A 14,378-nucleotide genomic window follows, 5' to 3' on the forward strand; every position below is an offset into this window, starting at 1 on the left:
GCTTACGCCACGCCGCGCAGCACCGTCGCCAGCGTGCCGATCAGTTCGTCGATCTGCTCCTTCTCGATGATCAGCGGCGGCGACAGGGCGATGATGTCGCCGGTGGTGCGCACCAGGATGCCCTTCTCGTACGCCTTCACGAACGCCTCGTAAGCGCGCTTGCCGGGTTCGCCCGGCCGGGGCTCCAGTTCCACCGCGCCGACCAGGCCGATGTTCCGCAAATCCACCACGTGCGGCAGGCCCTTGAGCGCGTGGATCGCGTCCGCCCAGGCGTCCTCCAGGCTCTTCGCCCGCTCGAACAGGCCCTCCTCGGCGTAGGTGTCCAGCGTCGCCTCGGCCGCGGCGCAGGCCAGCGGGTGGCCGGAGTAGGTGTAGCCGTGGAACAGCTCGATCGCCTGCTCCGGGCCGGTCATCAGCGCATCGTGGATGTAGGTGCGGGCGAACACCGCGCCCATGGGGACGACGCCGTTGGTGATGCCCTTGGCGACCGTCACCAGATCGGGCTGCACGCCGAAGCGCTCGACGGCAAAGCCGGTGCCCAGGCGGCCGAAGCCGGTGATGACCTCGTCGAAGATCAGCAGGATGCCGTGCTTGTCGCAGATCGCCCGCAGACGCTCCAGATAGCCCATGGGCGGCAGGAGCACGCCGGTCGAGCCGGCCACCGGCTCGACGATCACCGCGGCGATGGTCGAGGCGTCGTGCAGGGTGACGATGCGCTCCAGCTCGTCGGCGAGGTGGGCGCCCCACTCCGGCTGGCCGCGGCTGTACGCCTGATGCTCGCGGCTGTACGTGTGGGGCAGATGATCGACGCCGGGCAGCAGGGCCGGCGCGTACGCCTTGCGGTTGGCGACGATGCCGCCCACCGAAATGCCGCCGAAGCCGACGCCGTGATAGCCGCGCTCGCGGCCGATGAAGCGGAAGCGCTGGCCCTCGCCCCGCGCACGGTGGTAGGCCAGCGCGATCTTCAGCGCGGTGTCCACCGATTCCGAGCCGGAGTTGGTGTAGAACACGTGGTCAAGATCGCCGGGCATCAGCGCCGCCAGCCGGGTCGCCAGCGAGAACTGCCGGGGGTGGCCCATCTGGAAGGGCGGCGCGTAGTCCATCTCCCGCACCTGCCGCTGCACCGCTTCGACAATCTTTGGACGGGCGTGACCGGCGTTGCAGCACCACAGGCCGGCGGTGCCGTCGAGGATGCGGCGGCCGTCGTGCGAGGTGTAGTGCATGCCCTCGGCGCTCACCAGCAGGCGCGGCGCGCTCTTGAACTGCCGGTTGGCGGTGAACGGCATCCAGTAGGCGGCGAGGTCGTTCGGCCGCAGTTCGGCGCTTCCGTCCATGGTTGTCTCTTCCCTTTTGTTTTCGTTTTTCCCGTTGGCGACCAGCCTAGCCCCTCCCCCGCCCGCCCATCAAGGCACGGAAGGACGCAGACGCGCCGTTAACCGCTGCGAAAGCCCGCGCCCCTATCGTTCGTAGACTTACGGTCTGGGGTGCGGACATGCGGCGGTGGTTGGGGCTGGTGGCGCTGGGTTCGGCGCTGGCGGGGCCGGCGGGGGCGGCCGAGACGGCGTGGCAGGGCGGATGCTCGGGCCAGGGCGCCGAGCGGCGGTGCAGCGTCGGCACGGTCTACGGCTTCACCAACAACCGTGGCGGACGCAACGACGTGACGGTGACCATCGTCCGCGACGCCGCCTGCACCACACTGAACGTCGGCTTCGACGGGCCGATCGCGCTGGACCGGCCGGCGCGCATCGCGCTGGACGACGGCCCGGCGCAGGAGTTCGCCATGAAGGAGTCGCGGCGCATCGGTCTGGCCTGCGCGCCGATGGAGCGGCTGGCGTCCGCGCGCGTGCTGCGCATCGACTTTTCGGCCGAGCCAAGCAACCGAACGCGCGTTTATCATTGGCTCAGTCTGACGGAGCGCTCGGTCTCGGTGCCTCTCGAAGGGTTGATGGCGACGTTCGACCGGGTATCCGCCGAGCGTTGAGGCGCTGCCCGCGGAAGGCGAAACCCCTCGCAATTTGCGTCCTTCGACCTACCTGTAGCAGGTCGTTCCCGAAGGAGTGCGCCTTGTTCAGCTTCGCGCGGTGGCAGAAGACGGAGCCAGTGCCGGCAGCGGTGCCGCGGGGCTTGCGCGTCTACGCGATTGGCGACGTGCACGGCCGCCTGGACCTGCTGGACCGCATGCTGGACCAGATCGACGAGGACGGCGCCGCGGCGCCGGACCTTGTGAAGTACATCGTCTACCTCGGCGACTATGTGGATCGCGGAGCGCACTCCAGCGGCGTCATCGAGCGCCTTGCCGCCGGGCCGCCACCGGGCTTCGGCGCCATTCCCCTCAAGGGCAACCACGAGGCGTCGATGCTGGAGTTCCTGGAGGACATCAGCGTCGGCCCGAACTGGATGACCTACGGCGGCACAGCAACTCTGGCGAGCTATCACGTGCAGCCGCCGCACGCCGATTCCCCGCCGGAGGATCTGAAGCACGCCCAGGAGATGCTGCGTCTGGCGCTGCCGCCGACGCATCTGGCGTTCCTGGGATCGCTGCGCACCAGCGTGACCATCGGCGACTATCTGTTCGTCCACGCCGGCGTGCGCCCCGGCATGCCGCTTGACCGCCAGCGTGAGGACGATCTGCTGTGGATCCGCGAGGATTTCCTGCGCTCCACCGCCGACCACGGCAAGGTGGTGGTGCACGGCCACACCATCACGCCGGAGCCCGAAGTGCGGCCCAACCGCATCGGCATCGACACCGGCGCCTTCGCGACGCACCGCCTGACCTGTCTGGTGCTGGAAGGGACGGAGCGGCGGTTTCTGGTGACGTGACGGGGCTGGACGTACGCGCGCCAACAGCCATACTCGTCATCCCCGCAAGAGACGAAAGCCCCCGATGCCCCACCGCCCGGACCTCATCGACAACCGCATGAAGGCGATCCACGCCCGGCCGCTGGTGCTGATCGTCGGCGCGCCGCAGTCCGGGTTCGAGGCGGCGCGCGTTCTGCTCGACGCCCACCCGGAGGTGCGCTGCGCCCCCGATGGCCACTTCACCGACCGCTTCGCCGTACCGCTCAAGGAGGTTCTGGGCGACTACAACGCCGGGCTGGACGCCGGACAGGCGGGCTTCACGCAGGGTGACTTCCTCCACCTCGTGCGGACCGCGGTGATGCTGGCGCTCGCCAAGCTGGAGGTGACGGACGGCGTCCGCCTAATCGGCTGCGCGGCGGCGGTGCACGCCCACAACCTCGACTTCTGGGAGCTGATGGTCCCCGACCTCAAGGTGCTGCACGTGGTGCGTGACGGGCGCGCCGCCGTCGCCGCGGCGCTGGATCTGGCCGGGGCCGAGCCCGGCAGCGAGCCCTGGTACGGCGCGGTGGACGCCGCCGCCTACGCCTGGACCGACGCCACGCGAACCGCCTGCGGCTTCGGCGCCAGCCGGCATGACCGCTACCACGAGGTGCGCTGGGAGGACCTGCTGGAGGACCCGCACACCCACCTGGGCGCCGCGTTGCGCTTCCTGGAGGTGCGCGCCGACGACGAGGCGCTCGCCGCCTGCCTCAGCCATCGGCCGGCCCCGACCGAGCCCCACACCCGGTTGGACGAGCGGGCGCTCGGCCTGCTGCGCAAGCACCAAGGGCCGCTGCTGCGCCAGTTCGGCTACGCCAGCTAGGGCTGCACATTTCGCGCAAACGTGGTACGTTCGGAGCCATGAGGATCGCCGCCGTCATGCTGGCGTGCCTTGCGCTGACGGGCTGCTCGGGCGAGCCGTCCGAGTCCGACATGCGCAAGGCCGTCGAAGCCACCACCCGCCGCACGCTGGAGGCGCAAGGCCGCCCCGGCTTCCGGCAGTTCGACGTTTTCCGCAAACAGGGCTGTGTCGAGACCAAAGGCAAGGCCGGCCAGCATGATTGCTATTACGCCGCCACCTTCTCCCCGCAGCCCGGCCAGCCGCCGCTGACCGTCAACGGCAAGGGCCGCTTCCGCGCCACCGACCAGGGCGTCGCCTTCGAGGACCTGGGCGCGCAGCCGCGTTAGGACTTTCCAACCGTCCCGCCCCTTTTCCGCCCGCCCCGGCGCCGCGCGCCAGCTTGGCCGTTGACACTCTGCATTTCAGAGTGTAATTAACTCTGCATCGCAGAGTGAAGCGGCAGGAAGCCTATGTCCGACAGCGTGACCCAGCGCATCGACGCCATCCATTCCATGCTCTCGGCCGGGCACCGGAACCTGCGGATCGAGCGGCACACGCTGATGCTCTGGGGTGCTGCGGGCGGCGGGCTGCTGCTGGCCAGCAACGGCATCCTCACCGAGGCGCAGTTCCCCGACGTGGCGCAACGGGCGCTGGCGTGGCTGGCGCTGCTGTCGGTGACGCTGGGCGGCGTCGCGGCGCTCGACTGGTACCTCACCCGCCGGGCCAAGCGCGAGCGGGACGAGGCGTGGTCGTTCATCCACCGGCAGGTGCTGAAGGTCTGGTGGCTGCTGATGGCGCTGGGGACGCTGCTGACCTTCGCGACCTTCTTCTTCGGCGGCGGCTACATGCTGTGCGCCGCCTGGATCGTGCTGATCGGCCTCGGCCTGTACGTGCACGGCCTGTTTTCCGAGGAACTGCTGGAGTGGATCGGCGTCCTGTCGATCGTCATCGGCGTCGCCAGCCTGGGCTATCGCCTCGACTACGAGACGACGCGGCAGATCGCGGCGTCGGTCTTCGGGCTTGGACTGCCGCTGCTGGCGCTGATGCTCGACCGTGGGCGGGTGCGGCCTTCCTGGCAGCGGATGGTGCAGTCGGCGGCGTGGACGCTCGTGGTGCTCGGCGTACCGCTGGCGGCCCACCTCCACGGCGGCACCGGACTCCAGCCCGCCGATGCCCCGCCGCTGGCGCTGGAGTCCTTCCTCAAGGGGGCGGGCGCGACCGGCCGGCGCATCGTCACGCTGCCGGCGGGGACGGCGGTTCCCGTGCAGGTCCAGATCGCCGGCAACATCTTCCGCAACACCCCCGCCGCAACCCTGCCGCTGACGCTCGCCCTGCCGCTGGAATTGGTGACGGAGAACGGCGAGCCGACCGGCGACGTCCGCTTCGTCGGCGAATCCTGGGTGCGCGGCGGCGCCGGGCTGTGGATCACCATTCCGAAGATGCAGGCCGAACTCACGCCGGGCCGTGGCCCACTCGTCCGCGCCGTCGTGAAAGCCGAGAGCATGGCCGAACAGCACCCCTGACCGGCCCCATCCACCCTGTTACAAACCCTATCGAGGAGACATGGCATGAAACGGAAACTGTTGGCCGCCCTGGTGTTGGCCGGATCGAGCCTGGGCGGCTGCGTCGGTCTGTTCCCGCCGGGTGCGGAGGATATGGCGAAGCTCCCGGTGGTCCGCTACGGCGAGGCGGCGCCGGCCGGCGGCGAGTATGTGCGGCTCTATCCGGCCGGAGTTCCGCTGCCGGTCGTCGCCGGGGTATCGGGTACGGTGTTGACGAAACCGGCGCAGGCGCGGCTGGAGGTGGCCACGAACCGCGACATCTATGTCTACCGGACCTGGGTCAGCTTCGACGGCAAGACCTGGCAGGCCGGGGACAAGGTCATGGACGCACGGTTCGAGATGAAGCTTCCCGGTGAGACAGACACCAAGGCGCCCGGCGCGCTGACGGCCCAGTTCGACCTCAAGCCCTAGGAGCGCACCGCGCCGTGGACACCCTGGACCCGCTGTTGCATCAGCCCTTACGCACGCAGATCGCCGCCTTCCTGGCCGGTGCCGGGGAGGCGACCTTCACCGAGTTGAAGCAGCGCCTGGAGGTGTCGGACGGCAACCTCGACTCGCACATCAAGAAGCTGATGGCGGCGGGGTATGTGTCCGTCCGCAAGGACACCGGGGAGGGCCGGCCGCAATCCAGCTACGCCCTCACCCCCCTCGGCCGCGAGGCGCTGCACGGCTACATCGCCGCCTTGCAGCGCCTGCTGCCCTTCGACACGGCGGCGCACGAGGCGCCGGCATCGCCGGCGCTGAAACCGCGGACGCAGGGGTGACGAACCGCCGTATCAGTCCCGGAAGTTCACATATTGCAGCGGCTGCTCCAGTTTCATCCCGCGCACGTGGGCGATGGCGTCCTGGAGGTCGTCGCGCTTCTTGCCGGTGACGCGCAGTTCGTCGCCCTGGATGGACACCTGCACCTTGAGCTTGGCGTCCTTGATCCCCTTGACGATCTGCTTGGCGAGGTCCTGGGCGATGCCCTGGCGGATCTTCACCACGTGGCGCACCGTATCGCCGGCCGCCTTCTCCACCTTGGCCGAGAAATCGAGGAAGTTGGCGTCCACCTTGCGCCGCGTCATGTGGACGCGCAGCAGTTCGTGCACCTGATCCAGCTTCGGCTGGTCGTCGGCGAGCACGGTGATGTCGTTCTCGGTGCGCTCGATCGAGCACTTGGAGCCCTTGAAGTCATAGCGCTGCTCGATCTCGCGCCGAGCGCCGGCAAGGGCGTTTTCCACTTCGGACATCTCGGTCTTGGACACGATGTCGAATGACGGCATGGCTCTCCTCCCCTCTTCCACGATGCGCCGCGACCGTAGTGGAGCCGCGCGCTCCCGTCCAGAGGGCAAGCCGCTGATCAGGTGCGCTGCCAGACCCGCCGCCAGACCTGAGGGACACCGGCGTTGAACAGCAGCCCCTCGGCCGTGCGCTTGAGGTCTTCGCGGGCGTTCCAGTACCACTGCCGCCCCCACTGCCGCGGGTGGGTGAGGATCAGGATCGGCCCGACGCCGTCGCGGATCGCCGCGGCAGGGTCCCTCCTCGCCGTGTCGCTGGACCGCCACTCCAGCGGATAGGGCAAGTCCCGCGCACGGAAGGCCAGACAGTCCTCGACGTCCGCGTCGTAGGCCTCCAGGTCGATCCCCGCCCGCTCGCGCAACGCGCGGTCGGCCAGCAGCAGCGTGTTGCTGGTGCCCAGCGCGCGGTTGGCGAAGTCACCGTGACTCGCCGCGACGCGCAACGGCAGGCCGGTGCGTTCGCGCAGCATCGTCAGGTTCCGCACGAAGCGCTCCCGCGCTTCGTCGAGGATTTCGTCCAGCCGATTCTTGCCGTTCACCCCCCGCTCCTTGGCGACGGTCGCCAACTCCTCGTAGTGGTAGCCCACCTCATGTCCAGCGGCGGCCAGCGCGCGCATGATCGGCACGTCGATGGTCTGCAACCGGAAGAAATACGATCCCCTCCCACCGGCGCTGGCCTCGGCCTCGGCAAACAGCGGCGCCACGCGGGGGGCAGTGTCGATGTCGTGCCGCATCACGATGATCCGGCGGCTGTCGTTGGTGAAGGTGGCCCCGCTGCGGCGCAACGCACAGAAAGCGCCGACCGGCATGACCGTGTAGGAGCGCTGCTCCGCCAGCGACAGCAAGGCCCGGTATTCGGCCAGCCGGTCGCCCCGCAGATAATCGTTGTGCAGCCTGCCCCAGAGATTTTTCACCCCGCCCTCCGCGCAACGTTGGCGTGCATCTCCCATGTAATGCCGGCAGCCCCGGAAACCCATTTCACTTCAGAACGGACCGCAGAAGCGTTGGGGGGATCGTCTTTGCCTGGAAGTAAGCGCCAGATAGCCCGGCGGTGGCGCAAAGGCCTTACGTCCGCTGCCCCGGATGTTGGAACTCGATGCCCATGCCCTCGTTCGGCTTGTCGGGCATCTTCGGCTGCGGCAGGGCGTAGAAGCGCGGCTCGCGGTCGTCCCAGCTCTGCTCGAAGGGCAGCTTCATCATCGGATGGGTGCCGTTGCGGTCGGCCTCGCGCATGGCCTGCTGGAGCTGCTCGGCCATCTTGGCGTTCCACGGCAGCTTGTAGAGGTTGGGGGCCTGGGTCCACAGCAGGGTCAGGTAGATGGCGTCGTTCTCCTTGAAGGTGGCGCTCAGCACCGTCGCCTCCGGCACCTTGGTGCCGAGCCATTCCAGGGTCACCGGCTTTGCGCGGCCGAGCAGGCTGGCCGGCGCCGCGTAGGCAGCCGGCAGCAGCAGCGCGAACAGCGCCAGGATGAAGGTGCGCCCGCGCCCGTCGCGCGCCCAGCGCAGCGACACGAACACCAGCATCAACGCCAGTGCCGCGAAGATGACGAACAGCAAGGTCAGGCTTTCCATGGAGTCACTTCCTCGCCGAACGGAGCGGTTTGTAGACGGCGTTCAGACTCCCCGGAACCAAGTCGCCCTTGTCGTCGAGCGTGAAGCGGAAGGCGGTGATCTCCTGCCCCTCACGGTCGAGGCGGACGCGCGTCGCGGCCAGCGTCGCGGCTCCCGCCTCGGTCTCCTTCTTGACCCGAGCCACCACCCGCACCCAGATCGGATAGATGTTCTCCAGATTGCGGAACAGGTGGATGTTGACCGTGTACTCGCCGGGCGGAATGCCGCGGCTGTACGAGGTCTCGAAGTTCACTTCCGTCGGGTCGGCGTAGCTGCCCAGGTCGTCGCGCAGAAGGTTGAAGATCAGACCGGACTTGTTGGAATAGCCCACCGGCACGTCGCCCGGCGCCTGCACCCACAGATCGACGTCGGTGCGCAGCTTGTCGTCCCAGCGCGCCTCGATGATGACGTTGCCGGGCGGTTCGACATCGGAGACCCCGGCGCCATTGGCCTTCTTCGACTCATTGATGAAGGGCACCGCCAAGACCGCGCACGCGACGAAGCCGCACAACAACAGGGTCAGCATGTCCCGCGCGACCAGCACCCCCGTTTGGTCTTCGCCGATGAGGTCGTTCATTGGGCCTCCGCCGTTCGCATGGCCGGACGAAGGGCAACGGTACGGCCATCGGAATCGTTCAGCGCCCTCTCACGCGCGTTCACCCGCGCCGCGTCCATGATCGACGCGCACAGGGACGCGGTGGCGCTGCGCAGCATCTGAAGGTTGCAAGTCGTCCAGAGGCACAGCAATCCGCCGAGCATCGTCGCGTAGATAGCGACGCCTATGCCACGGGCGATGGTGCTGACGAGCGCGCCGGCCGCCGACGCGTTGCCGACCTGATCCGGCGAGATGTTGGCGGCGAACAGGCTGAATCCCCAAGCCGTGCCGACGAGGCCCAACAGGCCCAGCGCGTTGGCGATGTGTTGGATGTGCGACAGCCGGGAAAACAGCCGGATCTCCAGCGCCCGCTCGCTCTCGATGGTGATCACGCGACCTTCGCCATGCTTCAGCCGGTCCAACTCGGCCCCGACCTTCCAGACGCGGTAGGCGGTCATCGCCAATCCGATGCCGAAGACACCGAACAGAACCACCGCTGCGATGGCGATCTCGCCAACCAGCAGGCGGTCCATCCAACCGTTCATGTACGCGATGACGAGGACGGAAAAGCCCCAAAAATTGAAGGCGACGAACTTGGACTTCAACAGCCAGTTTTCCATCGAACCCCCCAGCCGGACAACACGACGGGCCGACAGGGTCGCCGTCCTCCCGTCGCGTGGCGGCTCGGAGCTTCTTATGGCTGAAGGCCCGTTGGCCCGTCACAGCATGAACCCGGCCCTCGGTTGAAAGTTCCGCGGCGGATGCTGGGTAAAACCAAACAGCGGCTTGGTCTAGCCTGGAACTTCCCAAAGGGTTTGGCGGTTGCATCGGCGCTCCTGTCCTTACTTGGCACCACGGAGGAATCCATGAAGATCCGTGAGATCATGACCAAACAGGTTGAAACGGTGAGCCCGGACAGTTCGCTGAAGGAAGCGGCGCGCATGATGCGCGACGCCGACATCGGCTTCCTGCCGGTGGGCGAGAACGACCGGCTGGTCGGCACGCTGACCGACCGCGACATCGCCGTCCGCGCCGTCGCCGACGGCAAGGACCCGAACAGCGCCAAGGTGCGCGACGCCATGAGCGCCGGCACCGAATTCGTCTTCGATGACCAGGAAACCGCCGAAGCGGCGCAGATGATGTCGGAGAAGCAGGTTCGCCGGCTGCCGGTGATCAGCCGGAACGACAAGCGTCTGGTCGGCGTGGTGGCCATCGGCGACCTCGCCACCCGCACCACCGACGACGACGTCGTCGGCCAGACCGTCGAGGACGTCAGCCAGCCCGGCAAGGGGAAGAGCAAGCGCTAACGGGACGCCTGTCGGGTTCCGGCGCAGCCAGGGGAGAAGGGGCGCGCCGGAACTTTTCTGCGCCCACCTTGTTCCCGTTACGTTCCCATTCGCAAGGAGGACGAACGATGGGCAAGCAGGAACCGAAGATCGACCGCGAGCACCCGAAATCCGGCGAGGCATTCTCGAACCGCGACAAGGCGCCGGAGGACTGGACGACGGGCGACGAGCCGATGACCGGCGCGCAGGCGTCCTACCTGAAGACGCTGAGCGAGGAAGCCGGCGAAGGCTTCGACCCCAAACTCAGCAAGGCCGAGGCGTCCAAGCGCATCGACGCGTTGCAGGAACGGACCGGGCGGGGGCAGTAGCCCCCTGCCCTACGCCATCTCCTCGGCGTAGTGGCAGGCCACCAGCCTTCCATCCACATCCCGCAACGCCGGCACGTCCACCGCGCAGTTGTCACGCGCGTGCGGGCAGCGGCGGTGGAAGGGGCAGCCGGGGGGCGGGTTGAGCGGCGACGGCAGCTCGCCCTTCGGCACCACGCGCTCGGCGCGCAGTTCCGGGTTCACCCGCGGGGTCGCCGCCAGCAGGATGCGCGTGTAGGGATGGCGCGGCCGGGCGAAGACCACGTCCTTCGGGCCGTGCTCGACCGGCCGGCCGAGATACATCACCATCACCGCGTCGGCGATGTGCCGCACCACGCTCAGATCGTGGCTGATGAACAGGTAGGCGAGCTTCAGCTCCTCCTGCAAATCCATCATCAGGTTCAGCACCTGCGCCTGGATCGATACATCCAGCGCCGACACCGGCTCGTCCGCCACCACCACGCGGGGGTTCAGCATCAGCGCCCGCGCGATGGCGATGCGCTGGCGCTGGCCGCCGGAGAACATGTGCGGGTAGCGGTCGATCTGGTCGGAGCGCAGGCCGACCTTCGCCATCATCGCCAGCGCGCGGGCGCGGCGCTCGGCCTTGGGCAGATCGGTGTTGATCACCAGCGGCTCGGCCAGGATGGAGCCCACCGTCTTGCGCGGGTTGAGCGAGCCGTAGGGGTTCTGGAACACCATCTGCACGGTGCGCCGCAGCGCCTTCAGATCGGCGGCCGAACGGCCGACCACGTCGCGGCCGTCGTAGAGCAGCTGGCCCCCGGTCGGCGGCTCGATCATGGTGACCGAGCGCGCCAGCGTGGACTTGCCGCAGCCGGACTCGCCGACCACCGCCAGCGTCTTGCCGGCCTCCAGCTGGAACGACACGCCGTCCAGGGCGCGCACGGTGGCGTGCCCCTTGAACAGCCCGCGCTTCACCGAATAGTGCTTGCGCAGATTGATGGCTTCCAAGACCACGGGGGTATCGTTCTCGCTCATTCCGGCGCCCCCCACATGTCGCCGCCCAGGGGGTAGTAGCAGCGCGCCTGCCCCTCCGGGTCGGGGAACAGAGGCGGGCGCAGCGTGCGGCAGTCCGCCTTGGCGAAGCGGCAGCGCGGGTTGAACAGGCAGCCCTGCGGGCGGTCACCGATGCCCGGCACCACGCCGGGGATGGTCGGCAGCCGGCGGCGGTCCAGCGCCCGCTCAGGCAGCGCGTCCAGAAGCGCGCCGGTGTAGGGATGCTGCGGCCGTTCGAACAGGTCGCGCGCCTCGCGCTCCTCGACCTTCTGGCCGGCGTACATGACGACGACGCGGTGCGCCGTCTCCGCCACCACGCCCATGTCGTGGGTGATGAGGATCAGCGCCATGCCGCGGTCCTTCTGGAGTTGCACCAGCAGGTCGATGATCTGCTTCTGGATGGTGACGTCCAGCGCCGTGGTCGGCTCGTCGGCGATCAGCAGGCGCGGGTTGCAGGCGATGGCGATGGCGATCATCACCCGCTGGTTCATGCCGCCCGAGAGCTGGTGCGGGAACGCCGACAGCCGGCTTTCCGGGGCGGGGATGCCGACCTGCTCCAGCAGTTCGATGGTGCGTTTCTTGAGCGCCCGGCCCGACAGCCCCTCGTGCACCTTCAGCGTCTCCATGATCTGGAAGCCCACGGTGAAGCACGGGTTAAGGCTGGTCATCGGCTCCTGGAAGACCATGGCGACGTCCTTACCGGTGATCTTCCGCCGCTGCGCCCGGCTCAGCGCGCGCAGGTCGCGGCCGGCGAAGCTCATGCGGTCGGCGATCACGCGGCCGGACGACGGGATCAGGCCCATCACGGCCAGCGAGGTCACCGACTTGCCGGAGCCGGACTCGCCGACGATGCCGACCACTTCGCCTTCGTCCACGGTGAGGTCGATGCTGTCCACCGCGCGGAACGTTCCGGCGCGGGTGGTGAACTCGACGGACAGGTTCTGGATGTCGAGAAGCGGCATGGGATCAGCGCTTGAGCTTGGGGTCGAGGGCGTCGCGCAGCCCGTCGCCCAGCAGGTTGAAGGCAAGCACGGTGACGAGGATCGCGACACCCGGCCACGTCACCACCCACGGCGCGCGTTGCAGGAACTGCAAGGACGAGGCGAGCATGGTCCCCCACTCCGGCGTCGGCGGCTGCGCGCCAAGGCCGAGGAAGCCCAGAGCGGCGGCGTCGATGATGGCGACGGAGAAGCCCAGCGTCGCCTGGACGATCAGCGGCGCGGAGCAGTTGGGCAGCACGTCGACGAGCATCAGCCGCAACGGCCCGGCCCCGGCGACGCGGCTGGCGATGACGTAGTCCTTGGACATCTCCGACAGCACCGCGGCGCGGGTCAGCCGGGCGTAGTGCGGGACGACCACCACCGAAACCGACAGCATGGCGTTGAACAGCCCCGGCCCGAGGATCGCCGCGACGACGATGGCGAGCAGCAGGCTGGGCAGAGACAGCACAATGTCCATCAGGCGCATGATGACAATGTCCACCACGCCGCCGAAGAACCCCGACGCCATGCCGAGCGCCAGACCCACCGCCAGCGACAGCGTCACCACGATCAGGCCGATCAGCAGCGACAGCCGCGCCCCGTGCATGAGGCGGGACAGCATGTCGCGGCCGATGTCGTCGGTGCCCAGGATGTGATTCCACGACCCGCCCGCCTGCCAGACCGGCGGCACCAGGATGGCGTCGCGGTACTGCGCGTTGGGCAGGTGCGGCATCAGTACATCGGCGAACACCGCCAGCAGGATCAGCAGCACGATGACCACAAGCCCGATCACCGCGCCGGTGTTCTGGCGGAAATGGAACCAGAACTCCGCCAGCGGGTGCGGCGGGGTCGCGGTGGCGATGGGCTCCATCACAGCGTTCGATTGCACGTCCATGGTCATGTCGTCACCGCGAATGCCGGATGCGGGGGTTGAGGACGCCGTACAGCAGGTCCACCAGCAGATTCACCGTCATCACCGTCGTCGCGATCAGCAACACCCCGCCCTGGAGCGCCGGATAGTCGCGCCGGTTGATGGACTCCACCAGCCACTTGCCCACCCCCGGCCAGGAGAAGATCGTCTCGGTCAGGATCGCCCCGCCCAGCAGCGTGCCAACCTGCAAGCCGATCACCGTGACCACCGGGATCAGCGCGTTGCGCAGCGCGTGCAGGCCGATCACCCGGCCCTCGGACAGCCCCTTGGCACGGCCGGTGCGGATGTAGTCCTCGCCCAGCACCTCCAGCATGGCCGAGCGCGTCATGCGCGCCACCACCGCCAGCGGGATGGTGCCCAGCACGATGGACGGCAGGATCAGGTGGCGCAGCGCCGAGGCGAAGGCGCCGGGCTCGTCGGCCAGCCATGTGTCGATCAGCATGAAGCCGGTCCGCGGCTCGACGTAGTACAGCAGGTCGAGCCGCCCGGACACCGGCGTCCAGCCCAGATGCACCGAGAAGAACAGGATCAGCAGCAGGCCCCACCAGAAGATCGGCATGGAATAGCCGGTCAGGCTCAGCCCCATCACCCCGTGGTCGAACCAGGAACCGCGCTTGACCGCCGCGACGATGCCGGCCGGCAGCCCGAGCAGCATGGCGAACAGGATCGCCATCAGCCCCAGCTCCATGGTCGCCGGGAACAGGGTGAAGAATTCCGACAGCACGGGGTTCTGCGTCACCAGCGAGATGCCGAGATCGCCGGACAGCACGCCGCCGACATAGTCGGCGAACTGCTTCCACATCGGCTGATCGAGGCCCATCTCGTGGCGCAGCTCGGCCAGCCGCTCGGGCGCGATGCCGCGCTCGCCCAAACGCACCTCGATGGGGTCGCCGGGCACCAGCCGGATCAGCAGGAAGCTCAGGAACGTGACGCCGAAAAAGGTCGGAATGACCAAACTCGCACGCGTCAGGATGAAGCGGAACATGGTGGGATACCGGAGTGGAAAGCAGACAAGGGGGCGTAAGCCCCCTTGCGTGTGGTGCGGGGGCTTACGCCCCCACGTGCTGTTTGTCCA

General features: G+C 68.3%; 19 protein-coding genes. 9 read left to right on the plus strand and 10 right to left on the minus strand.

Features of this window, described 5'->3' with window-relative positions; genetic code table 11:
- Window positions 1-2: 2 nt before the first annotated feature.
- Window positions 3-1,334, minus strand: a complete 1,332-nt coding sequence (aptA, locus tag ACSVDD_RS05740; protein WP_448188327.1) for an omega-aminotransferase AptA — start codon at window positions 1,332-1,334, stop codon at window positions 3-5.
- 158 nt (window positions 1,335-1,492) lie between these two features.
- Between aptA and ACSVDD_RS05745 the strand changes: the two genes are divergently transcribed.
- The 7 genes from ACSVDD_RS05745 (at window position 1,493) to ACSVDD_RS05775 (ending at window position 6,005) form a co-directional block, all read left to right on the plus strand.
- Window positions 1,493-1,981, plus strand: a complete 489-nt coding sequence (locus tag ACSVDD_RS05745) for a hypothetical protein (RefSeq protein ID WP_448188328.1) — start codon at window positions 1,493-1,495, stop codon at window positions 1,979-1,981.
- Window positions 1,982-2,064: 83 nt separating this feature from the next.
- Entirely contained in the window at window positions 2,065-2,820 is a 756-nt protein-coding gene (locus ACSVDD_RS05750; RefSeq protein WP_448188329.1) for a metallophosphoesterase family protein, read from the plus strand.
- A 64-nt stretch (window positions 2,821-2,884) separates the two neighbouring features.
- Window positions 2,885-3,661: a sulfotransferase gene (locus tag ACSVDD_RS05755; protein ID WP_448188330.1), complete on the plus strand. Its 777-nt coding sequence runs from the start codon at window positions 2,885-2,887 to the stop codon at window positions 3,659-3,661.
- 38 nt (window positions 3,662-3,699) lie between these two features.
- Complete coding sequence (locus tag ACSVDD_RS05760) at window positions 3,700-4,026, plus strand: hypothetical protein (protein WP_448188331.1); 327 nt, start codon at window positions 3,700-3,702, stop codon at window positions 4,024-4,026.
- A 123-nt stretch (window positions 4,027-4,149) separates the two neighbouring features.
- Entirely contained in the window at window positions 4,150-5,202 is a 1,053-nt protein-coding gene (locus tag ACSVDD_RS05765) for a hypothetical protein (protein ID WP_448188332.1), read from the plus strand.
- A gap of 45 nt (window positions 5,203-5,247) precedes the next feature.
- Window positions 5,248-5,652, plus strand: coding sequence for a hypothetical protein (locus ACSVDD_RS05770; RefSeq protein ID WP_448188333.1), 405 nt, complete (start codon window positions 5,248-5,250; stop codon window positions 5,650-5,652).
- A gap of 14 nt (window positions 5,653-5,666) precedes the next feature.
- On the plus strand, window positions 5,667-6,005 hold the full coding sequence (locus tag ACSVDD_RS05775; protein ID WP_448188334.1) for a winged helix-turn-helix domain-containing protein: 339 nt from the start codon (window positions 5,667-5,669) through the stop codon (window positions 6,003-6,005).
- A 12-nt stretch (window positions 6,006-6,017) separates the two neighbouring features.
- On the opposite strand, the gene ACSVDD_RS05780 is transcribed toward ACSVDD_RS05775, so the two are convergent.
- The 5 genes from ACSVDD_RS05780 to ACSVDD_RS05800 form a co-directional block, all read right to left on the minus strand.
- Window positions 6,018-6,506: a YajQ family cyclic di-GMP-binding protein gene (locus ACSVDD_RS05780; RefSeq protein WP_448188335.1), complete on the minus strand. Its 489-nt coding sequence runs from the start codon at window positions 6,504-6,506 to the stop codon at window positions 6,018-6,020.
- Window positions 6,507-6,583: 77 nt separating this feature from the next.
- Entirely contained in the window at window positions 6,584-7,435 is an 852-nt protein-coding gene (locus ACSVDD_RS05785; RefSeq protein WP_448188336.1) for a polysaccharide deacetylase family protein, read from the minus strand.
- A 151-nt stretch (window positions 7,436-7,586) separates the two neighbouring features.
- The gene (locus tag ACSVDD_RS05790; RefSeq protein WP_448188337.1) at window positions 7,587-8,093 is read right to left on the minus strand and encodes a hypothetical protein; all 507 of its coding nucleotides are present in this window, start codon (window positions 8,091-8,093) and stop codon (window positions 7,587-7,589) included.
- 4 nt (window positions 8,094-8,097) lie between these two features.
- Window positions 8,098-8,709, minus strand: a complete 612-nt coding sequence (locus ACSVDD_RS05795) for a DUF2135 domain-containing protein (RefSeq protein ID WP_448188338.1) — start codon at window positions 8,707-8,709, stop codon at window positions 8,098-8,100.
- Entirely contained in the window at window positions 8,706-9,347 is a 642-nt protein-coding gene (locus ACSVDD_RS05800; RefSeq protein ID WP_448188339.1) for a MotA/TolQ/ExbB proton channel family protein, read from the minus strand. Before ACSVDD_RS05800 ends, ACSVDD_RS05795 begins: the two co-directional genes overlap by 4 nt.
- Before the next feature lie 246 nt (window positions 9,348-9,593).
- On the opposite strand from ACSVDD_RS05800, the gene ACSVDD_RS05805 reads away from it, so the two are divergent.
- Both ACSVDD_RS05805 and ACSVDD_RS05810 read left to right on the plus strand, forming a co-directional pair.
- Window positions 9,594-10,034, plus strand: coding sequence for a CBS domain-containing protein (locus ACSVDD_RS05805; protein WP_448188340.1), 441 nt, complete (start codon window positions 9,594-9,596; stop codon window positions 10,032-10,034).
- A gap of 107 nt (window positions 10,035-10,141) precedes the next feature.
- Window positions 10,142-10,381: a DUF3072 domain-containing protein gene (locus ACSVDD_RS05810; protein ID WP_448188341.1), complete on the plus strand. Its 240-nt coding sequence runs from the start codon at window positions 10,142-10,144 to the stop codon at window positions 10,379-10,381.
- Window positions 10,382-10,390: 9 nt separating this feature from the next.
- Here ACSVDD_RS05810 and ACSVDD_RS05815 read toward each other — a convergent pair whose 3' ends face one another.
- From ACSVDD_RS05815 to ACSVDD_RS05830, 4 genes are read right to left on the minus strand one after another with little or no spacing between them, the layout of a single operon-like run.
- On the minus strand, window positions 10,391-11,374 hold the full coding sequence (locus ACSVDD_RS05815) for a peptide ABC transporter ATP-binding protein (RefSeq protein WP_448188342.1): 984 nt from the start codon (window positions 11,372-11,374) through the stop codon (window positions 10,391-10,393).
- The gene (locus tag ACSVDD_RS05820; protein ID WP_448188343.1) at window positions 11,371-12,354 is read right to left on the minus strand and encodes an ABC transporter ATP-binding protein; all 984 of its coding nucleotides are present in this window, start codon (window positions 12,352-12,354) and stop codon (window positions 11,371-11,373) included. The genes ACSVDD_RS05815 and ACSVDD_RS05820 overlap by 4 nt, the downstream gene beginning before the upstream one ends.
- Before the next feature lie 4 nt (window positions 12,355-12,358).
- Entirely contained in the window at window positions 12,359-13,273 is a 915-nt protein-coding gene (locus tag ACSVDD_RS05825; protein WP_448188344.1) for an ABC transporter permease subunit, read from the minus strand.
- Window positions 13,274-13,277: 4 nt separating this feature from the next.
- A complete protein-coding gene (locus ACSVDD_RS05830) occupies window positions 13,278-14,288 on the minus strand; it encodes an ABC transporter permease subunit (RefSeq protein WP_448188345.1) in 1,011 nt (336 codons plus the stop codon).
- Window positions 14,289-14,378 lie beyond the last annotated feature (90 nt).

Source organism: Azospirillum terrae, from assembly GCF_053470425.1.